Here is a 20,542-nt window from a genome sequence, read left to right as displayed (position 1 = left end):
GATTTGCAGATATGCGTCAGCTGCCATTCCCTGTCTCCTAATGGTTGAGTGCATCGGCGATTCTTGCTTACCAACCCCTGCTATAGCTTGCGGGGACACAATGCAATAACAGGTACTCCCGATAGCTGAAACTCGATGCGAGAAAGTGAGCGAGTGAGTTCTTGAGAATGAGCCCTTGGGTAGAATGGGCGTTTCACCGCCTCCGAGACACCCATGCTCTACGCTCCCGCCCGCCACGAAGCCTTGGTCCCGCGCGCGTGGGACGAAGCCGAAGCCCGCGCCGCCATCGCCCGCATCGTCGCCGACAGCGAAGCGCAGTTCGACCCGGAACGCTACTGGCCCCTGCACCCGCTCGACCGCGACGGTGACGACGTCGATACCATCGAAACCCCGCTCTACCACGGCGCCGCCGGCGTGATCTGGGCCCTGCACTACCTGCAGGCCTGCGGCGCGGCACGGCTGTCGCGCGACTACCTGGCCGATTGCGAGCTCCTGCTGGCGCGCAACCGCGACTGGCTCGCCGCCCAGGGACTGGCACAGGAACGCGCCTCCTGGCTGATGGGCGACACACCGATCCAGATGATGGCCTGGGCACGCGCGCCCGATCCGCAGCGCGCTGGAGCGCTGCGCGAGCTCGTCGCCGGCAACATCGACCATCCCGCGCGCGAACTGATGTGGGGCGCGCCGGGCACCCTGCTGGCCGCCCTCTTCCTGCACGAGCGGAGCGGAGAGGCCTGCTGGGCCGAACTGTTCCGCGCCACCGCCGACGCCTTGTGGAAGCAGCTCGAGTGGTCCGGCGAGGCCGGCTGCGCCTACTGGACCCAGGAACTGTACGGCAGCCGCTCGACCTACCTGGACGCCGTCCACGGTTTCGTCGCCACCGCCCTGCCGCTGATCCGCGGACGCGGGCTGCTTGGCGATGCGCGCTGGGCCGAATGGCGGCAGTGCATCGCCAACACCGTGCGCCGCACCGCCACGCGCGAAGGCGACCAGGCCAACTGGCGCCCGCAACTGTTCGGCACCCAAAGAGAGGCGAACAAGAAGCTGCTGCAGTTCTGCCATGGCGCGCCGGGCTTCGTGATCTGCCTGGCCGGTTTTCCCGGCGACGAGCTCGACGATCTGCTGCTCGCAGCCGGCGAAGCCACCTGGGCGGCCGGGCCGCTGGCCAAGGGGTCGAACCTCTGCCACGGTACCGGCGGCAACGGCTATGCCCTGCTGGTCCTCTACCGGCGTACCGGCGACCCGCGCTGGCTGCGGCGGGCGCGCGCCTTCGCCATGCACGGCATCATGCAAGTCGAGCGCGACATCGTCCGCTACGGCCAGGGCCACTATTCGCTGTGGACCGGCGACCCCGGCTTCGCCATTTATCTATGGGATTGCATCCGCGCCGAGGCCGCCTTCCCGACCTTGGACGTGTTCCTGCGATAAGTTGCCCATAAGACTATGCTGGGTGTAGACTGGTTCTTGGTCCACAATGTCTTCACCCATGTCCACACGTCCTGTCCGCCTGATCGGCGCCACCGTCCTCGCCCTGTGCGCCCTTGCCGCCTGCAAGCGCGAAGCGCCGCCGCCGCCCAAGCCGGCCGCCGCCGAGGCGCCCGCCGCTCCCACCCGCACACGCGACCAGGCCATCGCCGAACTGATGGCGCTGCCCGAGATCAAGACGTGGTCGGAGCAGATCGAGAAGAGCTCGAAGGGCAAGGTGCACGGCGCCGTGATCGAGGACGATCCCGCGCCGCGCGTCATCGAGGGCAAGGCCTATTACCAGCTCAGCTTCGTGGAAAACCGCAAGCAGGACATTCACCGCCGCGCCAGCTTCCTGGTTGCGAAGAATGGCGACGAGATCCTGGTCGAGGATGGGGAAACGGATACCTTGCAGTCGCTGTCGGAATGGCGGCGGAATATCCGGCACGTTGAGTTGAAGTGAACTTGGACCCCCGCCTTCGCGGGGGCGACGTAATTTAATTGAGATTGATTAAGCACAAACCTCCTGCAGGTTGATGCGCTTATCGTAATCAGCGCCGCTGGCCGCGCGGTGCCCTCGCATGCGAATGCGGCGGCGCCACTCCTCCCCCGGCCGGCGGCTCCCGAATCGCGTCTAACTCCCCTTCCACTCCGCCAGGTAATGCTGGGGCGTCCTGCCCAGCAGCCTCCTGAACATGCTCGTGAACGCGCTCGGACTCGCATAGCCCAGCGCCCGCGCGATCGCGCCCACGCTTTCCCCGCGCGCCAGCATCTCGAAGGCATGGGCCAGGTGGACCTGCTGCACCCATTGGCGGTAATGCAGGCCGGTCTCCTTCGGGAACAGGCGGATCAGGGTGCGCGCGCTGGCGCCGGCGTCCAGCGCCAGGTCGTCCAGGCGGCGCGGGCTGCCCGGCTGCGCCATGATCTCCGTGCACAGCGCCTGCAGGCGGCGGTCGCGCGGCCAGGGCACGGCGATCGGCACCGTCTCCATCGCCGCCAGTTCGGACAGGATCAGGCGCGCCAGGTCGCCGCCGCGGCCCTCGGCCGGATAGTCGACCGGCTCCTGCGCCAGCGCCAGGATCAGTTCGCGCAGCAGCGGACTCACTTCCAGCACCTTGCAATCCGCGACCAGGCTGCCGGCCGCTTCGGCGTCGATGTACAGGGTGCGCATGTTGACGTTGCTGAGCATGGTCAGCTCGTGCAGCACGCCCGGCGCGATCAGCAGGGCGCGGCGCGGCGGGATGATCCAGACGCCCAGTTCCGTGCGCACCCGCATCAGGCCGTCGCTGGCGTACAGCAGCTGCACCCAGGGGTGGCTGTGGGCTTCGATCATGTCGCCGTGGCGGGCCTCGGACGGCACCGCGGTGACCTTGCGCGGCAGGGACAGGAAGCGCGGGCGATAGCGGGGAGAGGGCGTGAGTGTCACTTGGGCGACGAAAAGTGGAATATGCGTTCGGACTGTCCATATTACACTCGTATGCTTTCCAGATCATCCATCGCCATGAGCTCCACGACTTCCACCCCAGCCCCCGTCAAGGCCGCGGCCTCGGGCACCGTGCTGCAGATCCTGTTCTCGGTCGCCTTCGTCCACCTGCTGAACGACTGCGTGCAGGCCGCGCTGCCGGCCATCTACCCGCTGCTGAAGCAGGAATTCGCCCTCAGCTTCACCCAGGTCGGCCTGATCACCCTGACCTTCCAGTGCACCGCCTCGCTGCTGCAGCCCTGGATCGGCTTGTACACCGACAAGCGCCCGATCCCCTTCCTGTTGCCGATGGGGATGTGCATGACCCTGATCGGCGTGGGCCTGCTGTCGGTGGCGGGCAGCTTCGGCATGCTGCTGGTGGGCGCCGGCCTGATCGGCGTCGGTTCCTCGACCTTCCACCCGGAAGCCTCGCGGGTGGCGCGCCTGGCCTCGGGCGGACGATTCGGCTTCGCGCAGTCGCTGTTCCAGGTCGGCGGCAACCTCGGCTCGGCCCTCGGTCCGCTGCTGGCGGCCGCGATCCTGATGGGCAGCGGCCATGGCAAGTTCGCCTGGTGCGCGGTCCTGATCGTGCTGGCGGTGGCGGTGCTGGTGGGCGTGAGCCGCTGGTACGGCAGCCACCTGAAAAACGCGCCGAAGAAGGCGGCCGCCCACGCGGGCCCGGCGCTGCCGCGCAAGCGCGTGATCCAGGCCCTGGCCGTGCTGGCGATGCTGGTGTTCTCGAAGTACATCTACATGGCCAGCCTGTCGAGCTACTACACCTTCTTCTTGATTGAAAAGTTCCATGTGCCGGTCGACACCGCGCAGATGTACCTGTTCCTGTTCCTGGCCTCGGTGGCGATCGGCACCTTCGCCGGCGGCCCGATCGGCGACCGCATCGGCCGCAAGCGCGTGATCTGGGTCTCGATCCTGGGCGCGGCGCCGTTCACCCTGGCCCTGCCCTACGCCAGCCTGGGCTGGACCGCCGTATTGTCGGTGGTGATCGGCCTGGTGATGTCCTCGGCCTTCTCCGCCATCGTGGTGTTCGCCCAGGAGCTGGTGCCGGGCAAGGTCGGCATGATCGCCGGGATCTTCTTCGGCCTGATGTTCGGCATCAGCGGCATCGGCGCCGCCGCGATGGGGCATATCGCCGACGTCGCCGGCATCGAGCAGGTGTACCGGATCGCGTCCTTCCTGCCGCTGCTGGGGATCCTGGCGGCGCTGCTGCCGAATATGGAGAAGGCCCGCCCTACTCGATAACGTTGAGTTCGCTCTCGTCCTCGGTGTAGCGCACTGGCGCCAGGCGATTCTTCTCGATGATCTCGCTCACGGTCGGCCCTTCGCCGGCCAGGGCGATTTTTTCTTGAGCAAGGATTTGCTCGAGGATTTCCATGTCGCTGCAGCGGTTCGGCGCAGCGAATTGCAAGGGTTCAGGATTATCCCGGTACCAGACGCGGTAGATAGGCATGGCAAGCTCCATGATTAGAAGCTTGATTGTATGACAGCTCGGCTGCCGCACGATTCAGCCGCATCGCGAACTTGTCAGACATCTTACATCGGCAAGGCTTCCGTTCCCTGGGCCGCCTCCAGCGCCTCCTGGGCCTTGCGCAGGCGCTCCCTGCTGTTGCCGATGTGCAGGCGCATCGCCGCCCGGGCCGACTCCGCATCGCCGCGCGCGATGGCGTCGACGATCTGCTCGTGCTCGCGCCCCACCTGTTCCATATAGGCCACCGGATCGGCATGGGTCAGCCTTGCCGAATTGATGCGCGCGCGCGGGATGATGTTGGCGCCCAGGTGCTGCAGGATGGCGCGGAAGTATTCGTTGCCGGACGCCTGGGCGATGGCGAGATGGAAGCGCTGGTCCAGCTCGACGGTGTCCTCGCCGCGGCGCGCGGCCTGCTGCAGGGCCGCCAGCGCCGCCCTCACCTCCGCCAGCTGCGGCTCGGTGCGGCGCGCCGCCGCCAGGCCGGCTGCCTCGGTCTCCAGGCCGATCCGCAATTCCAGCAGCGCGATCACGTCGCGCACCGTCACCACGGTGGCCGGGTCGATGCCCATGATGGGCGGCGCCGGCGGCAGCACGAAGGTGCCGATGCCGTGGCGCGTCTCGACCAGGCCGGCCGCCTGCATGCGCGAAATTGCCTCGCGCACGACGCTGCGGCTCACGCCCTGTTCCGCCATGATTTCCGTTTCGGTCGGCAGCTTGTCGCCGGGGTTCAGCTCGCCGCTGCGGATGTGCTCGGTCAGCTGGGCCACCACGAGCTGGGCCAGATTGCGGTGTTTACGAGGTGCTGGGAGCGTCATGTTGCTCATTGCCGACCTTTGGCTCATTCGATTGCTATTTTAGGAATGCCTGATTATACTGGCCCTCAGCTTGTAAGACGTCAGACAACTGGCGCACCACCAATCAGGTAGCACGGAGGCACTCAGATGGACGCACACACGACCGGAACGCCACGCAGCATCCGGATGCACGACAACGATAACGTCGCCATCGTCGCGAACGATGGCGGCCTGCCTGCCGGCACCGTCTTCCCCGACGGCCTGGTATTGCAGGACAAGGTCCCGCAAGGACACAAGGTGGCGCTGCGCCCGATCCCGCAAGGCGAAGCCATCCTGCGCTACAACGTCGCCATCGGCCATGCGCTGCGCGACATCGAGGCGGGCCAGTGGGTCGAGGAATCCCTGGTCGGCATGCCGCCCGCGCGCGAGCTCGACAACCTGCCCATCGCCACCATCCGTCCCGAACCCCTGCCCCCGCTGGAAGGCTATACCTTCGAAGGCTACCGCAACCCGGACGGCTCGGTCGGCACCCGCAACATCCTCGCCATCAGCACCACGGTGCAGTGCGTGTCCGGCGTGGTCGAGTTCGCGGTCAAGCGCATCAAGGACGAGCTGCTGCCCAGGTACCCGAACGTCGACGACGTCGTCAGCCTCGACCACACCTACGGCTGCGGCGTCGCCATCGAAGCGCCGGGCGCCGAGATCCCGATCCGCACCCTGCGCAATATCGCGAAGAACCCGAACTTCGGCGGCCGCGCCATGCTGGTCAGCCTGGGCTGCGAAAAGCTGCAGCCGGCGCGCCTGTTCCCCGCCGGCGCCTTGCCGATCAGGGACGTCGCCGGCCCGGACCACGTCTGCCTGCAGGACAACGCCCACGTCGGCTTCGGCTCCATGATCGAATCCATCATGGACACCGCCGAGCGCCACCTGATGGAACTGAATGCCCGCAAGCGCGAGACCTGCCCGGCATCGAGCCTGGTGGTCGGCGTGCAGTGCGGCGGCAGCGATGCCTTCTCGGGCGTGACCGCGAATCCGGCGGTGGGCTTCGCCAGCGACCTGCTGGTGCGCGCCGGCGCCGCCGTGATGTTCTCGGAAGTGACGGAAGTCCGCGACGGCATCGACCAGCTGACCGCGCGCGCCGTCGACGAAGCCACGGCCCAGGCCATGATCCGCGAGATGGCCTGGTACGACGAATACCTGAAGCGCGGCGGCGTCGACCGCAGCGCCAACACCACGCCCGGCAACAAGAAGGGCGGCCTTGCCAACATCGTCGAGAAGGCGATGGGCTCGATCATCAAGTCCGGCACGGCGCCCATCACCGGCGTGCTGTCGCCGGGCCAGAAGCTGGAGCAGAAGGGCCTGATCTACGCCGCCACCCCGGCCAGCGATTTCATCTGCGGCACCTTGCAGCTGGCCGCCGGCATGAACGTCCACGTGTTCACCACCGGCCGCGGCACGCCCTACGGACTGGCGGCGGTGCCGGTGGTGAAGGTCGCCACCCGCGACGACCTGGCGCGGCGCTGGCATGACCTCATGGACATCAACGCCGGCCGCATCGCCACCGGCGAAGCGACGATTCCGGACGTCGGCTGGGAGCTGTTCCACTTCATCCTCGACGTCGCCAGCGGACGCAAGAAAACCTGGGCCGAGCACTGGCGCCTGCATAACGCGCTGGCGCTGTTCAATCCGGCCCCGGTGACGTAAGACCCGTTTTCATCCAAGCAGCGACCGCGACCGGCTTGTCAAAAGCCGGCGCGGCCGGCGCACGCCCCTACCCATAACAACAGACAGGAGACAGCAGCATGAAGAAAGCAGCAGCACTGATCGTCGGCCTCGCCGCCGGCGCGGCCGCACAGGCCCAGACCCAGGTGCAGATCTACGGCATCGTGGACGCGGCCATCGTCGGCGAGCACGGCGGCGTCGCCAGCCCGTCCACCAAGATCACCAGCGGCGCCGCGTCGGCCTCGCGCATCGGCTTCCGCGGCACCGAGGACCTCGGCAACGGCCTGTCCGCTTTCTTCACGCTGGAGAACGGCACCAAGATCGATACCGGCGAGGTCGATGCCGCCGGCACCATCTTCAACCGCCAGGCCTTCGTCGGCCTGAACACGCGTGCCGGCCAGGTGGCCCTGGGCCGCCAGTACACGCCCTGGCACACGGCGCTGGCCGCGGTCGACCCCTTCGGCACCGGCTATGCGGGCACCTCGAAAAACCTGTTCCCGGACAACGGCACCAACGTCCGCACCAGCAACACGATCACCTATAAATCGCCGAAGCTGAACGGCTTCGACGGCGAACTGGCGTATGCCTTCGGCGAGCAGCCGGATGCCTCGACCGGCCGCCAGTTCGGCGGCGCGATCGGCTACGCCAACGGTCCGCTGGTCCTGCGCGCGGCCTACAACAGCAAGAACAGCGACGTCACCGCCACCGCGAGCGCGCCCTTCGTCAGCCGCTCGCTGGGCCGCAACACCCTGCTGACCGCCGCCTGGCAGTTGCAGGCGGTGTCGCTGCGCTTCGCCTACGGCATCGACAAGGGCTTCAACGCCGCCACGCTGGGCAATGCCAACAATCCCTACGGTGGCGTCAAGCCGACCCCGTCGACCGACGGACGCTCGGTCCTGCTGGGCATCTCCGCGGCGATCGGCCCGGGCACGCTGATGGCGTCGGTGATGCACAAGGACGACCGCACCAGCTTCAACCAGGACGCCAGTTCCTGGGGTATCGGCTACCTGTACGGCCTGTCCAAGCGCACCGGCCTGTACGCGGCCTACGCCCATATCAACAACCAGAACGGCGCAGGCTACACTGTGGCAAACAATACCGAGTCGGGTACCGGCAATACCGGCTACAACCTGGGTATCCGCCACACGTTCTAAAAGGAGACTGGATGTTCGAGATCAGCCAGGTCCGCTGCTTCGTCGCGGTGGCGGAGGAACTGCATTTCGGGCGCGCCGCCGAGCGCCTGAACATGACGCAGCCGCCGCTGAGCCGCCAGATCCAGCTGCTCGAACATCACGTCGGCACCCGCCTGCTGGACCGCAGCAGCCGCGGCGTGCGCCTGACGGCCGCCGGCAAGGCCTTTTTTCCGGAAGCCGCGCGCATCCTGCGCATGGCCGACGAAGCGGTGGTCACGGCGCGCCGGGTCGCCAAGGGCGAACAGGGCTCGCTGGCGATCGGCTTCACCGCCGCCTTCGGCTACGGCCTGCTGCCCGACCTGGTGCGGCGCCTGCGCGAGCGCGCGCCCGGCATCTCGCTCACGCTCAAGGAACTGGTCACCACCTCGCAACTGGAGGGACTGGACAGCGGCCAGCTCGACATCGGCCTGATGCGTCCCCACGCGCGCCATGGCGAACTCGAGACCGTGCTGCTGGCGACCGAGCCGCTGATGCTGGCGATTCCCGAGCGCGAGGCGGCCGACTGGCCGGAGCGGCCCACCCTCGCCTGCGTGCACGGCAAGCCCTTCCTGATGTACTCGCCCTACGAGGCGCGCTACTTCTACCAGCTGCTGAACAACTGCTTCGACGCCGCCGGCGTGACGCCCGACGTGGTCGAGCACATCGGCCAGATCCACACCATGCTGGCCCTGGTCAGCTCGGGCGTGGGCGTGGCCCTGATTCCCACCGCGGCGGCGCGCCTGCAGCTGCGTGGGGTCGTACTGCGCACGATGAGCACCGAGCCTTTCGCACCCGTGCAGACCGTCTGCGCCTACCGCCGCGACAACAACAACCCCATCCTGCAAGTATTTCGACGCGATATCCTGCCTGCGTTCGTACCGGGCTTTACACCTTAGCAACGATCCAATTCTTGAATCGATCCAGACAGTCATTGGTTTGGATGAGCATGATTGGCGGACTAAGATTGGTGTCATAAAAACATAAATCGATCGGACTCCTGCCGCCGGCGGGAGCGATACAACGACATCAGGAGACACTTGTGGAACAAGCACAAGCCATCAGGGCTGCCAGCGCCGCCAAAGTCCAGACCCGCACGCGCTGGATGATTCTCGCCATGCTGTTCGTCATCACCACCATCAACTACGCCGACCGCGCCACGATCTCGATCGCCGCGCCGGGCATCAAGAAGGAACTCGGCCTGGATGCGGTCCAGATGGGCTTCGTGTTCTCGGCCTTCGCCTGGTCCTATGTGATCGCCCAGCTGCCGGGCGGCTGGCTGCTGGACCGCTTCGGTTCCAAGATCACCTACTTCTTCAGCATCTTCCTGTGGTCGGTCTTCACCATGCTGACCGGCGCGGCCGGTTTCGTCGCTGGCGGCGCCGCCGTGACCCTGCTGTTCGCCCTGCGCCTGCTGGTCGGTGCCGCCGAAGCACCTTCCTTCCCGGGTAACAGCCGCATCGCCTCGGCCTGGTTCCCGACCAACGAGCGCGGCCTGGCCGCCGCCATTTTCAATTCGGCGCAGTACTTCGCCACCGTGCTGTTCGCGCCGATCATGGGCTGGCTGGTGCACTCCTACGGCTGGCACAGCGTGTTCTACGTGATGGGCGGCCTGGGCATCGTGATGGCCTTCGTCTGGCTCAAGGTCATCTACGGCCCGAAGGACCACCCCTCGGTCAGCCAGAGCGAACTGAAATACATCCAGGAGGGCGGCGCCCTGGTCGACCTCGACGGCGCGCAAAAGGCCCCGGCCCAGGTCAACACCTTCGCCGCCATCAAGGAGCTGCTGAGCAACCGCATGCTGCTGGGCGTGTACATCGGCCAGTACTGCATCACCACCCTCACCTACTTCTTCCTGACCTGGTTCCCGGTCTACCTGGTGCAGGAGCGCCACATGACCATCCTGAAGGCCGGCTTCGTGGCTTCGCTGCCGGCGATCGCGGGCTTCATCGGCGGCGTGAGCGGCGGCTGGCTGTCCGACCGCCTGGCCAAGCGCGGCTATTCGCTGTCGGTGTCGCGCAAGGTGCCGATCGTGCTCGGCATGCTCATGTCGATGAGCATGATCGCCTGTAACTACATCGAGACCGACATGCTGGTGGTCGCCGTGATGTCGCTGGCCTTCTTCGGCAAGGGCGTCGGCGCGCTGGGCTGGGCGGTCGTATCCGACACCTCGCCGAAGGAAGCCGGCGGCTTGAGCGGCGCACTGTTCAACACCTTCGGCAACACCGCCGGCATCACCACCCCGATCGTCATCGGCTACATCGTGCAGGGCACCGGTTCCTTCTCCGGCGCGCTGGTCTACGTCGGCGCCAACGCGGCGCTGGCGATCGCCTGCTACCTGTTCATCGTCGGCGACATCAAGCGCGTCAGCCTGAGCAAATCGCTGATCGCCAAGTAAATCTTCAAGTTCCAAAGGACGCATCCATGACTACTTACGTATCCGGCGCCCCCGTCGTCACCGACCTGCGCGTCGTCCCCGTCGCCGGCCGGGACAGCATGCTGCTGAACCTCTCCGGCGCCCACGGCCCCTGGTTCACCCGCAACATCGTCCTGATCACCGACAGCGCCGGCAATACCGGCCTGGGCGAAGTGCCGGGCGGCGAGAAGATCCGCCAGACCATCGAGGATGCGAAGCCCCTCATCGTCGGCAAGACCCTGGGCGAGTACAACAACATCCTGAATGCGATGCGCAAGGCCTTCGCCGACCGCGATGCCGGCGGCCGCGGCAACCAGACCTTCGACCTGCGCACCACCATCCACGCCGTCACCGCGGTGGAGTCGGCCCTGCTCGACCTGCTGGGCCAGTTCATGAACGTGCCGGTCGCCGCCCTGCTGGGCGAAGGCCAGCAGCGCGATGCCGTCGAGATGCTGGGCTACCTGTTCTACGTCGGCGACCGCAGGAAGACCAACCTGGACTACCGCAGCGAGCCGGATGCCGGGAGCAGCTGGTTCCGCCTGCGTAACGAGGAAGCGCTCACGCCGGAAGCCGTGGTGCGCCTGTGCGAAGCGGCGCGCGAGCGCTACGGCTTCAACGACTTCAAGCTGAAGGGCGGCGTGCTGTCCGCGGACGAAGAGATGGAAGCCGTCAATGCCATGCACGAGCGCTTTCCGGACGCCCGCATCACGCTCGATCCGAACGGCGCCTGGTCGCTCAAGGAAGCGATCCGCGTGTGCCGCGACAAGCACGGCGTGCTGGCCTATGCCGAGGACCCCTGCGGCGCGGAAGGCGGCTTCTCGGGCCGCGAAGTGATGGCCGAGTTCCGCCGCGCCACCGGCCTGCCGACCGCCACCAACATGATCGCCACCGACTGGCGCCAGATGGCCCACTCGATCCAGCTGCAGTCGGTCGACATCCCGCTGGCCGACCCGCACTTCTGGACCATGCAGGGTTCGGTGCGCGTGGCCCAGCTGTGCGAGATGTTCGGCCTGACCTGGGGCTCGCACTCGAACAACCACTTCGACATCTCGCTGGCCATGTTCACCCACGTCGGCGCCGCCGCCCCGGGCAAGGTCACCGCCATCGACACCCACTGGATCTGGCAGGACGGCCAGCGCCTGACGAAAGACCCGTTGAAGATCGAGGGCGGCCTGGTCCGCATTCCGTCGAAGCCGGGCCTGGGCATCGAAATCGATCTCGATGAACTCGAGAAGGCGCATCAAGCGTATAAAAACATGGGCCTTGGCGCGCGCGACGACGCCGCCGCCATGCAATTCCTGGTCCCCAACTGGACCTTCGACAACAAGCGCCCCTGCCTGGTGCGCTGATCATTTTTCCGCTCACCGGAGACCATCATGAATTACACCACTCCCTACAGCGGCATCCCGAACCGCTTCAAGCAGGACCTGCGCGAGGGCAAACAGCTGATCGGCTGCTGGTCTTCGCTGGCCAATCCCTTCACCACCGAGATCCTCGGCCTGGCCGGCTTCGACTGGCTGCTGCTCGACGGCGAACACTCGCCGAATGACCTGAACAGCTTCATCCTGCAGCTGATGGCGCTGAAGGACAGCCCGAGCGCGCCGGTGGTGCGCCCGCAGTCGAACGACACGGTGCAGATCAAGCGCCTGCTCGACGCCGGCTTCTACAACTTCCTGATCCCCTTCGTCGAGACCGCCGAGGAAGCGGCCCAGGCCATCGCCGCCACCCGCTATGCGCCGGAAGGCGTGCGCGGGGTGTCGGTGTCGATGCGCGGCAACCGCTTCGGCACCATCCCCGACTACCACAAGGTCAGCAACCGCAACATCACGGTGGCGCTGCAGATCGAGAGCCGCGTGTCGGTCGCCAACATCGAGGCCATCTGCGCGGTGGACGGCGTCGACTGCGTCTTCATCGGCCCCTCGGACCTGGCGGCCGGCTACGGCTACCTGGGCAATGCCGGCCATCCGGAAGTGCAGGAAGCGATGCAGCGCGTGTTCGCCGCGGCCAAGGCCGCCGGCATCCCGGTCGGGATCCTGGCGCCGGTGGAAAGCGATGCGCGCCGCTACATCGAGATGGGCGCGACCATGGTCGCCGTCGGCAGCGACCAGGGCCTGTTCCGCGCCGCCACGCAGGGCCTGCGCGACAAGTACGCGCTGTAAAAGACACGCAAAGTTACGGAGAAAGCAATGAGCAAAATCGGATTCATCGGCCTGGGCATCATGGGCACCCCGATGGCGGGCCACCTGATCAAGGCCGGCCACGACGTCTACCTCTACACTCACGGCAGCGTGCCGGGGGCGCTGGTCGAGGCCGGCGGCAAGGCCTGCGCTTCCAGCAAGGAAGTGGCGCAGCACGCCGACGTCATCATCACCATGGTGCCGGATACGCCGCACGTGGCATCGGCCCTGTTCGGCGAGAACGGCGTGGCCGAAGGCTTATCAAAGGGCAAGGTGGTGGTCGACATGAGCTCGATCTCCCCGGTCGAGACCAAGGCGTTCGCGGAACGCATCAAGGCCCTCGGCTGCGACTACGTCGACGCCCCGGTCTCCGGCGGCGAAGTCGGCGCCAAGGCGGCCAGCCTCACCATCATGGCGGGCGGTTCGGAAGCGGCCTTCGATCGCGTCAAGCCGCTGTTCGAACTGATGGGCAAGAACATCACCCTGGTGGGCGGGAACGGCGCCGGCCAGACCTGCAAGGTGGCCAACCAGATCATCGTCGCCCTGAACATCGAGGCGGTCGGCGAAGCCCTGCTGTTCGCATCGAAGATGGGCGCCGATCCGGCCAAGGTGCGCCAGGCGCTGATGGGTGGCTTCGCGGCATCGCGCATCCTCGAGGTGCACGGCGAGCGCATGGTCAAGCGCACCTTCGACCCGGGCTTTCGCATCGAGCTGCACCAGAAGGACCTGAACCTGGCGCTGTCGAGCGCGCGCGCGATCGGCGTCTCGCTGCCGAACACCGCCACCGCCCAGGAACTGTTCAACAGCTGCGCGGCCCACGGCGGCGCCGGCTGGGACCACTCGGGCATGGTGCGCGCGCTGGAGATGATGGCGAATTTCGAAATCGGCCAGCAGCAAAAATGAGCCCGCGCGCGCTGTTGCTGAAGATGTTCGAGGCCGCGATCGAGTCCGCGCAGCCCGGGCATTGCGTGCCGCCGCACCTGCCTTCGCAAGGCGCCGGCCGGACCATCGTGATCGGCGCCGGCAAAGCCTCGGCCGCGATGGCGCGGGCGCTGGAACAGAGCTGGGCCGGCCCGCTGTCCGGCCTGGTCGTCACGCGCTACGGCTATGCGGTGCCCTGCCAGCGCATCGAGATCATCGAAGCCGCGCACCCGGTGCCGGACGAAGCCGGCCTGCATGCGGCCCGGCGCATGATGGAACTGGTCGGCGGCCTGACGCCTGACGACACCGTGATCTGCCTGATCTCGGGCGGCGGCTCCGCGCTGCTGCCCCTGCCGCTCGACGGCATCACGCTGGAAGACAAGCAGCTCGTGAACCGCGCGCTGCTCGCCTCCGGCGCCACCATCGGCGAAATGAACACCGTGCGGCGCCACCTCTCCGCCGTCAAGGGCGGACGGCTGGCGGCGGCCTGCCACCCGGCGCGCGTGGTCACCTTGCTGATCTCCGACGTGCCGGGCGACCGTCCCTGCGACATCGCCTCCGGCCCGACCGTCGGCGACCCGACCACCTGCGCCGACGCACTGGCCATCGTGCGCCGCTACGGCATCGAACTGCCGGCGGCGGTACGCGAGGTGCTGGAGAGCGGACGCGGCGAATCGGTCAAGCCGGGCGACCCGGTTCTTTCGCGCTGCGAAACGCGGATGATCGCGACCCCGCAGATGGCGCTGGAAGCGGCGGCCGCGGTCGCCCGCGAAGCCGGCATCACACCTTATATCCTCGGCAATGCGATCGAGGGCGAGGCGCGCGACGTCGGCAAGGCGATGGCGGGCATGGCGCGCCAGGTGGCGGACTACGGCCAGCCTTTCGCCAGGCCCTGCGTGATGCTGTCCGGCGGCGAGACCACGGTCACGGTGCGCGGCCAGGGCCGCGGTGGACGGAATGTCGAATTTTTACTGTCGCTGGGACTGGCGCTGGAGGGCCAGGCGGGGATTCACGCGCTGGCCGGGGATACCGACGGCGTCGACGGCCAGGAAGAGATCGCGGGCGCGCTGCTGGCGCCTGATTCGCTGGCGCGGGCCTGGGAGCTGGGAATCAGGCCGGCCGATGCGCTGCAGGACAACGACGGGCACGGCTTCTTCGGGGCGCTGGGGGATTCGGTGGTGACCGGGCCGACGCTGACGAATGTGAACGATTTTCGGGCGGTGCTGGTGGAATGACCGTCATTCATTCCCGCGAAAGTCAGCCCTCGATCATCACATTACCTTCCGGATCAAGCCGGTTGCCATACGAAGCAACCCACGCATTGAACAGGCTGCGCCAGAAGCCCTCGCCCGGCTGGCGGAAAGTCGGCGACGGCATCGATTCGATCTGGGCGGCAGCGCTGGACTGGTTGGACATGATTCACCTTTCGAAGAGGATTCTGGAATGGTGACCATGTTAAAGAGCTGCGGATATATCGTCCAATGACATGTTCTGATGCCAGCCATCACTCACGAAAATGGCTCGCACCGTCACTGAATCTCAGCTATCAAGATGGGAAATGAGGGCCTGCGGCGTCGCCGATACTGAAGTCGATGCGCGCGCATGGTGCACGTCCACCGACACGCCCACCGCCATGATGTCGATGAGGAGCAGCTGCAGCACCCGCGAGATCATCGACAGGAAGCTGGTGTTGTCCTCGGGGTGGTCGACCGCCAGCACCACGCTGGCGCGGCGCGCCAGCGGCGACTGGCTGCTGCTGATCGCGATGACGTCGGCGCCGGCGGCGCGCGCCTTGTCGACGGCGCTCAGCAGCTCGGGCAGGCGGCCGGAGTTCGAGATCGCCACCACCACGTCGCCCGGTCCCAGCAGGTCGGCCGCCAGCGAGAACAGGTGGGAGTCGCCGTACAGCGCGGTCGGGATGCGGAAGCGGAAAAACTTGTGCTGGCCGTCCAGCGCCACCACGCGCGCATTCCCCATCGCGTAGAACTCGATGCGCTTGGCGCGGCTCACCAGCTCGATCGCGCGGTCGATCGCGCGCACGTCCAGCTGGTCGCGGAATTTCAAAATCGCCGAGACGGTGTTGTCGATCACCTTGGCCGACAGGTCGTGGGTGCTGTCGCTATGGCGCACCTGGCTGTGGCGCACCGGGATCGAACCGGTCAGCGAGCTGGCGAACTTCAGCTTGAAGTCGGCCAGGCCGAGGAAGCCCAGCGAGCGGCAGAAGCGGATCACGGTCGGCTGGCTGACGTCGGCCAGCTTGGCGATGCCGGCGATCGGCTCGTTCAGCACCAGGCGCGGCTGCTCCAGCACCAGGCTGGCGACGCGCTGCTCGGCCGGGGTCAGTTCAGGTTGCAGCTGGCGGATGCGGTCCATCAGCGTGTTGTCGCCGCTGCGTCCGCGCAGGTGCTCGGACAGGATGTTTGCCACGCCGTCGAAGGCGACGTGCGGGGTGCTGATCACATAGGTCGGGATGTCGGCGATATAGCCCGAGAAGCGGCCCTTGGCCTCGAAGCGGGCGCGGAAGGGCGAGGTCTTGAACCACTCGCCCAGGCGCGGCACGATGCCGCCGCCGATGAAGATGCCGCCGAAGGCGCCCAGCGTCACCGCCAGGTTGGCCGCGGCCCCGCCCAGCATGCCGCAGAAGCACTCCAGCACTTCCAGGCACAGCGGATCCTTGTCGTCGAGCGCGGCGGCGATGATGGCGGCCGAATCGCGCGCCGGCGCATCCACGCCGTTGCGTGCGGCCAGCGCGCGGTGGATGATCTCCATGCCGGGGCCGGAAATCAGGCGCTCGTTCGACACGTGGGTCCACTCGCGCCAGGCGGCCTGCAGGATCGCGAACTCGCGCTCGTCGCTGGGCGCGAAGTTCACGTGGCCGCCCTCGCTGCCGAGGGTGACGAAACCGTCCACGGTCGGGATCCCGCCGGATACACCGAGACCCGTACCCGGGCCCAGCACGCCCAGCACCGCATGCGGCACCGGCTTGCCCGGCCCCACCTGCATCAGGTGTTCCGGCTTCAGGCCCGGAATCGCCATCGCCAGCGCCGTGAAGTCGTTCACGATCAGCAGCGTGGACAGGCCCAGCTCGCGCCTCACCTCGTCGGTCGAGAAGGCCCAGGGCCGGTTGGTCATGCGCACGTAGTCGCCGTCGACCGGATTGGCCAGGGCCAGCGCCGCGTGGTTCAGGCGCACGTCCTCATGTTCGGACAGGTAGAAGCGCAGCAGCGGAACGATGCCGTCGAACTCGTCGCACCTCAGCACCCGTACCGCGCGGTAGGTGCCGGGCGCGGTCTGCAGGGCGAAGCGTGCGTGCGTCGCCCCGATGTCGGCCAGCAGGCGCGGGCCGTCGGCGAAGGCGGTGCGGACATGATCCGGCTGCTCCTGCATATCAGGCTTTCGCCGCCAGGCTGCCGAACCAGGCGCCGTAGGGCGGCAGGGTCACGGTGCTGCCCGCCACCTCGCCCTGCATGCCGTGGCCTTCGAGCCTGGCGGCACCCGCGGCTTGCGGCCAGTCGAAGCTCAAGGGCTGGTCGGTCGTGTTGAACACCGCCAGCACCGACGGGTAGCCGTCCAGGTCCCGGCGCAGGGCCAGCGCCTGTTCCGGCACGTCGTAGAAGGCGATCTCGCCGCGGGTCAGCTGCGGCATGGTGCGGCGCCAGTGGATCATGGCGCGCTGGAAGTTCAGCATCGACTGCGGATCCTTGTCCTGCAGGTCTTCCGCGAGAAGCAGATGCTCGGCCGGCACCGGCAGCCAGGGCTTGCCGGTGGTGAAGCCGCCGTTGGCGTCGGATGCGGTCCACGGCATCGGGGTGCGACAGCCGTCGCGGCCCTTGAACTCCGGCCAGAAGGTGATGCCGTAGGGGTCCTGCAGCAGTTCGAAGGGAACGTCGGCTTCCGGCAGCGCCAGCTCGTCGCCCTGGTAGAGGCAGGGCGTGCCCTTCAGCGACAGCTGGATCGCCAGCACCAGCTTCGACAGCGCCGGCGAGGAATTGGCAACCGAGTCGCCACGCGCCCAGCGCGTCGCCACGCGGATCGCATCGTGGTTGCCGACCGACCAGGAGGCCCAGCCATCCTTCACGCGGGTATTGAATTCCTCGACCTGCTTGCGGATGTGGGCGGCGCTGAATTCCGGCGTCAGCAGGTTGAAGCTGTAGGCCATGTGCAGCTTGTCGCCGCCTTCGGTGTACTCGGCCATCTGGGCCAGCGCATCGTCGGACGAGACTTCGCCGATCGACACCGCACCGAACTCGTTCAGCTGGGCGCGCACGCGCTGCAGGAAGGCGATGTTCTCCGGCTGGGTCTTGTCGTAGATGTGGGCCTGCATGCCGTAGGGGTTCACGTCCGTCACGGTCGAGGTGTCGCGCACCAGCGCCGGCGGATTGCTGCGCAGCTGGCGGTCGTGGAAGTGGAAGACGCAGGCATCCATGCGCACGCCGTCGACGCCGCGCTCGAGCCAGAAGCGCTGGGCATCCAGGTGGGCCTGCTGCACGTCCGGATTGTGGAAGTTGAGCTGCGGCTGGCTGACCAGGAAGTTGTGCATGTAGTACTGCTTGCGACGGGTATCCCACTGCCAGGCCGAGCCGCCGAACACGGACAGCCAGTTGTTCGGCGGGTTGCCGTCCGCGAGCGGATCGGCCCACACATACCAGTCGGACTTCGGGTTGTCACGGCTGGAGCGGCTCTCGACGAACCACGGGTGGTTGTCGGCGGTGTGCGACATCACCTGGTCGATCATGATCTTCAGGCCCAGGCTGTGGGCCTTGGCCACCAGCGCGTCGAAGTCGGCCAGGCTGCCGAACATCGGGTCGACGTCGCAGTAGTCGGCGATGTCGTAGCCGAAGTCCTTCTGCGGCGACTTGAAGAAGGGCGACAGCCAGACGATGTCCACGCCCAGGCCGGCGATGTAATCGAGCTTGGCGGTAATGCCCGGCAGGTCGCCGACGCCATCGCCATTGGTGTCGAGGTAGCTGCGCGGATAGACCTGGTAAATGATGGCTTCTTTCCACCACGGATTGTTGGCGTCGGGAGTGCTCATGATAATGGTGTCCGATTGGTAAATTTTTACGCAATATACAGCATCAATACTGGACTGACAATCGGGGTGAAATTGGCGAGTTTTCGTAAATATCCTTGAAAATCATTGGCTTATCGAAAATCGAACTGAAGAATATATGGTGCTGTAGTAGTCAAACTACAGATTCGATGTTAGGGTGGCGAACTTGCCAAAGAAGTTCTTGTTGCCAAGCTGGGCTTGCTTGCATAGCATCGCGGCAATAGCCGTCGTTCCCGCGAGAGCGGGAAAGACGGGATAACTCGGAGACCTCGATGACCCAAAACCCGCCCCCGGTCCAGACCGGCCGCATGCCGCGCCAGATCCCCTTCATCATCGCCAACGAAGGCTGCGAACGCTTCAGCTTCTACGGCATGCGCAACATCCTGACGCCCTTCCTGATCTCCTCGCTGCTGCTGTTCCTGCCCGAGGCCGAGCGCGCCGGCGAGGCCAAGCACGTGTTCCACACCTTCGTCATCGGCGTCTACTTCTTCCCGCTGCTGGGCGGCTGGCTGGCCGACCGCTTCTTCGGCAAGTACAACACCGTGCTCTGGCTCAGCCTCGTCTACTGCGCCGGCCACGCCTGCCTGGCCGCCTTCGAGAACCACCTGCAGGGCTTCTACCTCGGCCTGTTCCTGATCGCGCTGGGCTCGGGCGGCATCAAGCCGCTGGTGTCGTCCTTCGTGGGCGACCAGTTCGACCATACCAACAAGCACAAGGCCAAGCTGGTCTTCGATGCCTTCTACTGGATCATCAACTTCGGCTCCTTCTTCGCCTCGCTGCTGATGCCGATCTTCCTGCGCGACTACGGCGCCGCGGTCGCCTTCGGCATTCCCGGCATCCTGATGCTGGTCGCGACCCTGGTGTTCTGGAGCGGCCGCAAGAAGTACGTGCACGTGCCGCCGAGCCCCCCGAATCCGCACTCCTTCCTCAACGTGGCGAAGAGCGCCCTGCTGGCCAAGCGCTCGGCCGATGGCCGCGAAGGCCGTCCGGGCCTGGCGGTGGCCAGCGTCGGTGCCGCCGGCGCCGTGGTCTCGCTGGCCATGACCCCGAGCTGGGGCTTCGTGATCGCCGCCTGCACGGCGCTGGTGCTGCTGCTGGCCTTCGGCGGCATCGGCGTGGCGCTGCAGCTGGAGCGGGCGCGCGGCCTGCATCCGGATGATGCGGTGGACGGCGTGCGCGGCGTGCTGCGCATCCTGATCGTGTTCGCGCTGGTGACCCCGTTCTGGTCCCTGTTCGACCAGAAAGCCTCGACCTGGATCGTGCAGGCCAATTCGATGATGCGCCCCACCCTCTCGCTGTTCGGCAGCGAATTCCGCTTCGAGCCGGCGCAGATGCAGGCCCTGAATCCGCTGCTGGTGATGCTGCTCATCCCCTTCAACAATATCGCGGTGTTCCCGCTGCTGCGCAAACTCGGCTGGGAGCCGACCGCGCTGCGCCGCATGACCGCCGGTATCGCCCTGTCCGCCCTGTCGTGGGTGGCGATCGGCACCATCCAGGTCGTGATGGATGGCGGCACCCCGGTCTCGATGGCCTGGCAGATCCTGCCCTATGCCCTGCTGACCATGGGCGAGGTGCTGGTCTCGGCCACCGGCCTCGAATTCGCCTACAGCCAGGCGCCGAGCTCGATGAAGGGTGTGATCATGGCCTTCTGGTCGCTGGCCGTCACGGTCGGCAGCCTGTGGGTGCTGATCGTGAACGCCAGCGTCAAGAACGAGGCGGTGCTCGGCCATATCGCCAATACCGGCCTGGGCGTGATGGCCTTCCAGATGTACTTCTTTGCGGCCTTCGCCTTCCTTGCGGCGCTGGTGTTCGGCTGGTATGCGACCCGCTATCGCGTGGTCGATAACTACCGCACCGAGGCAGCCGCCTGATTCTTAGATT

The 20,542-nt window shown here is 66.7% G+C and carries 18 protein-coding genes; 12 read left to right on the top strand and 6 right to left on the bottom strand.

What is annotated here, in order from left to right; translation table 11 throughout:
* Nucleotides 1–213: 213 nt before the first annotated feature.
* A complete protein-coding gene (locus AC1DOQ_RS13915; protein WP_477364886.1) occupies nucleotides 214–1,428 on the top strand; it encodes a lanthionine synthetase C family protein in 1,215 nt (404 codons plus the stop codon).
* Nucleotides 1,429–1,486: 58 nt separating this feature from the next.
* Nucleotides 1,487–1,927, top strand: coding sequence for a hypothetical protein (locus tag AC1DOQ_RS13910; protein ID WP_477364883.1), 441 nt, complete (start codon nucleotides 1,487–1,489; stop codon nucleotides 1,925–1,927).
* A 171-nt stretch (nucleotides 1,928–2,098) separates the two neighbouring features.
* Here AC1DOQ_RS13910 and AC1DOQ_RS13905 read toward each other — a convergent pair whose 3' ends face one another.
* Nucleotides 2,099–2,890 (bottom strand): AraC family transcriptional regulator, encoded by a 792-nt coding sequence (locus AC1DOQ_RS13905; protein ID WP_477364880.1) that lies wholly within the window; start codon nucleotides 2,888–2,890, stop codon nucleotides 2,099–2,101.
* Between the two features lie 75 nt (nucleotides 2,891–2,965).
* Here AC1DOQ_RS13905 and AC1DOQ_RS13900 point away from each other — a divergent pair, with 75 nt between their 5' ends.
* Entirely contained in the window at nucleotides 2,966–4,183 is a 1,218-nt protein-coding gene (locus AC1DOQ_RS13900) for an MFS transporter (protein WP_477364878.1), read from the top strand.
* Here AC1DOQ_RS13900 and AC1DOQ_RS13895 read toward each other — a convergent pair.
* Both AC1DOQ_RS13895 and AC1DOQ_RS13890 read right to left on the bottom strand, forming a co-directional pair.
* Nucleotides 4,173–4,391, bottom strand: coding sequence for a hypothetical protein (locus AC1DOQ_RS13895; protein WP_477364875.1), 219 nt, complete (start codon nucleotides 4,389–4,391; stop codon nucleotides 4,173–4,175). The two genes, AC1DOQ_RS13900 and AC1DOQ_RS13895, sit on opposite strands and share 11 nt — an antisense overlap.
* Before the next feature lie 83 nt (nucleotides 4,392–4,474).
* Entirely contained in the window at nucleotides 4,475–5,233 is a 759-nt protein-coding gene (locus AC1DOQ_RS13890; RefSeq protein ID WP_477364872.1) for a FadR/GntR family transcriptional regulator, read from the bottom strand.
* Nucleotides 5,234–5,350: 117 nt separating this feature from the next.
* On the opposite strand from AC1DOQ_RS13890, the gene garD reads away from it, so the two are divergent.
* The 8 genes from garD (at nucleotide 5,351) to AC1DOQ_RS13850 (ending at nucleotide 14,843) form a co-directional block, all read left to right on the top strand.
* Nucleotides 5,351–6,907 carry a galactarate dehydratase gene (gene garD / locus AC1DOQ_RS13885; RefSeq protein ID WP_477364869.1) on the top strand — a complete coding sequence of 519 codons (1,557 nt, stop codon included), beginning with the start codon at nucleotides 5,351–5,353 and terminating at the stop codon, nucleotides 6,905–6,907.
* A 98-nt stretch (nucleotides 6,908–7,005) separates the two neighbouring features.
* Complete coding sequence (locus AC1DOQ_RS13880; protein ID WP_477364866.1) at nucleotides 7,006–8,079, top strand: porin; 1,074 nt, start codon at nucleotides 7,006–7,008, stop codon at nucleotides 8,077–8,079.
* 11 nt (nucleotides 8,080–8,090) lie between these two features.
* A complete protein-coding gene (locus AC1DOQ_RS13875) occupies nucleotides 8,091–8,993 on the top strand; it encodes a LysR family transcriptional regulator (protein WP_477364863.1) in 903 nt (300 codons plus the stop codon).
* Nucleotides 8,994–9,199: 206 nt separating this feature from the next.
* Nucleotides 9,200–10,492, top strand: coding sequence for an MFS transporter (locus tag AC1DOQ_RS13870; protein WP_477364991.1), 1,293 nt, complete (start codon nucleotides 9,200–9,202; stop codon nucleotides 10,490–10,492).
* A 26-nt stretch (nucleotides 10,493–10,518) separates the two neighbouring features.
* Entirely contained in the window at nucleotides 10,519–11,859 is a 1,341-nt protein-coding gene (gudD, locus tag AC1DOQ_RS13865; protein ID WP_477364859.1) for a glucarate dehydratase, read from the top strand.
* A 27-nt stretch (nucleotides 11,860–11,886) separates the two neighbouring features.
* Nucleotides 11,887–12,669 (top strand): 2-dehydro-3-deoxyglucarate aldolase, encoded by a 783-nt coding sequence (gene garL / locus AC1DOQ_RS13860; protein WP_477364856.1) that lies wholly within the window; start codon nucleotides 11,887–11,889, stop codon nucleotides 12,667–12,669.
* Between the two features lie 27 nt (nucleotides 12,670–12,696).
* Entirely contained in the window at nucleotides 12,697–13,590 is an 894-nt protein-coding gene (gene glxR, locus AC1DOQ_RS13855) for a 2-hydroxy-3-oxopropionate reductase (RefSeq protein ID WP_477364853.1), read from the top strand.
* Entirely contained in the window at nucleotides 13,587–14,843 is a 1,257-nt protein-coding gene (locus AC1DOQ_RS13850; protein ID WP_477364850.1) for a glycerate kinase type-2 family protein, read from the top strand. Before glxR ends, AC1DOQ_RS13850 begins: the two co-directional genes overlap by 4 nt.
* A gap of 22 nt (nucleotides 14,844–14,865) precedes the next feature.
* Here the strand turns inward: AC1DOQ_RS13850 and AC1DOQ_RS13845 are convergent, their stop codons facing one another.
* From AC1DOQ_RS13845 to AC1DOQ_RS13835, 3 genes are all read right to left on the bottom strand, one after another.
* Nucleotides 14,866–15,024, bottom strand: a complete 159-nt coding sequence (locus AC1DOQ_RS13845; protein ID WP_477364847.1) for a hypothetical protein — start codon at nucleotides 15,022–15,024, stop codon at nucleotides 14,866–14,868.
* A gap of 123 nt (nucleotides 15,025–15,147) precedes the next feature.
* The gene (glk, locus tag AC1DOQ_RS13840; protein ID WP_477364844.1) at nucleotides 15,148–16,995 is read right to left on the bottom strand and encodes a glucokinase; all 1,848 of its coding nucleotides are present in this window, start codon (nucleotides 16,993–16,995) and stop codon (nucleotides 15,148–15,150) included.
* Nucleotide 16,996: 1 nt separating this feature from the next.
* A complete protein-coding gene (locus AC1DOQ_RS13835; protein ID WP_477364841.1) occupies nucleotides 16,997–18,643 on the bottom strand; it encodes an alpha-amylase family glycosyl hydrolase in 1,647 nt (548 codons plus the stop codon).
* Between the two features lie 290 nt (nucleotides 18,644–18,933).
* Between AC1DOQ_RS13835 and AC1DOQ_RS13830 the strand changes: the two genes are divergently transcribed.
* Complete coding sequence (locus AC1DOQ_RS13830; RefSeq protein WP_477364838.1) at nucleotides 18,934–20,532, top strand: POT-type proton-dependent oligopeptide transporter; 1,599 nt, start codon at nucleotides 18,934–18,936, stop codon at nucleotides 20,530–20,532.
* The last annotated feature ends 10 nt before the right edge of the window (nucleotides 20,533–20,542 follow it).

The organism is Massilia sp. 01N417 (genome assembly GCF_056399645.1).
Note: the sequence above shows the minus strand (reverse complement) of the source record. Positions and strands in the feature narration are given on the sequence as shown.

Coding starts and splice junctions, on each gene's coding strand:
- AC1DOQ_RS13870 (WP_477364991.1), top strand. CDS start 9,200: ATGATTCTCGCCATGCTGTTCGTCATCACCACCATCAACTACGCCGAC.
- garL (WP_477364856.1), top strand. CDS start 11,887: ATGAATTACACCACTCCCTACAGCGGCATCCCGAACCGCTTCAAGCAG.
- AC1DOQ_RS13890 (WP_477364872.1), bottom strand. CDS start 5,233: ATGAGCAACATGACGCTCCCAGCACCTCGTAAACACCGCAATCTGGCC.
- AC1DOQ_RS13835 (WP_477364841.1), bottom strand. CDS start 18,643: ATGAGCACTCCCGACGCCAACAATCCGTGGTGGAAAGAAGCCATCATT.
- glk (WP_477364844.1), bottom strand. CDS start 16,995: ATGCAGGAGCAGCCGGATCATGTCCGCACCGCCTTCGCCGACGGCCCG.
- AC1DOQ_RS13895 (WP_477364875.1), bottom strand. CDS start 4,391: ATGCCTATCTACCGCGTCTGGTACCGGGATAATCCTGAACCCTTGCAA.
- garD (WP_477364869.1), top strand. CDS start 5,351: ATGGACGCACACACGACCGGAACGCCACGCAGCATCCGGATGCACGAC.
- AC1DOQ_RS13830 (WP_477364838.1), top strand. CDS start 18,934: ATGACCCAAAACCCGCCCCCGGTCCAGACCGGCCGCATGCCGCGCCAG.
- gudD (WP_477364859.1), top strand. CDS start 10,519: ATGACTACTTACGTATCCGGCGCCCCCGTCGTCACCGACCTGCGCGTC.
- AC1DOQ_RS13880 (WP_477364866.1), top strand. CDS start 7,006: ATGAAGAAAGCAGCAGCACTGATCGTCGGCCTCGCCGCCGGCGCGGCC.
- AC1DOQ_RS13900 (WP_477364878.1), top strand. CDS start 2,966: ATGAGCTCCACGACTTCCACCCCAGCCCCCGTCAAGGCCGCGGCCTCG.
- AC1DOQ_RS13910 (WP_477364883.1), top strand. CDS start 1,487: ATGTCCACACGTCCTGTCCGCCTGATCGGCGCCACCGTCCTCGCCCTG.
- glxR (WP_477364853.1), top strand. CDS start 12,697: ATGAGCAAAATCGGATTCATCGGCCTGGGCATCATGGGCACCCCGATG.
- AC1DOQ_RS13850 (WP_477364850.1), top strand. CDS start 13,587: ATGAGCCCGCGCGCGCTGTTGCTGAAGATGTTCGAGGCCGCGATCGAG.
- AC1DOQ_RS13875 (WP_477364863.1), top strand. CDS start 8,091: ATGTTCGAGATCAGCCAGGTCCGCTGCTTCGTCGCGGTGGCGGAGGAA.
- AC1DOQ_RS13845 (WP_477364847.1), bottom strand. CDS start 15,024: ATGTCCAACCAGTCCAGCGCTGCCGCCCAGATCGAATCGATGCCGTCG.
- AC1DOQ_RS13915 (WP_477364886.1), top strand. CDS start 214: ATGCTCTACGCTCCCGCCCGCCACGAAGCCTTGGTCCCGCGCGCGTGG.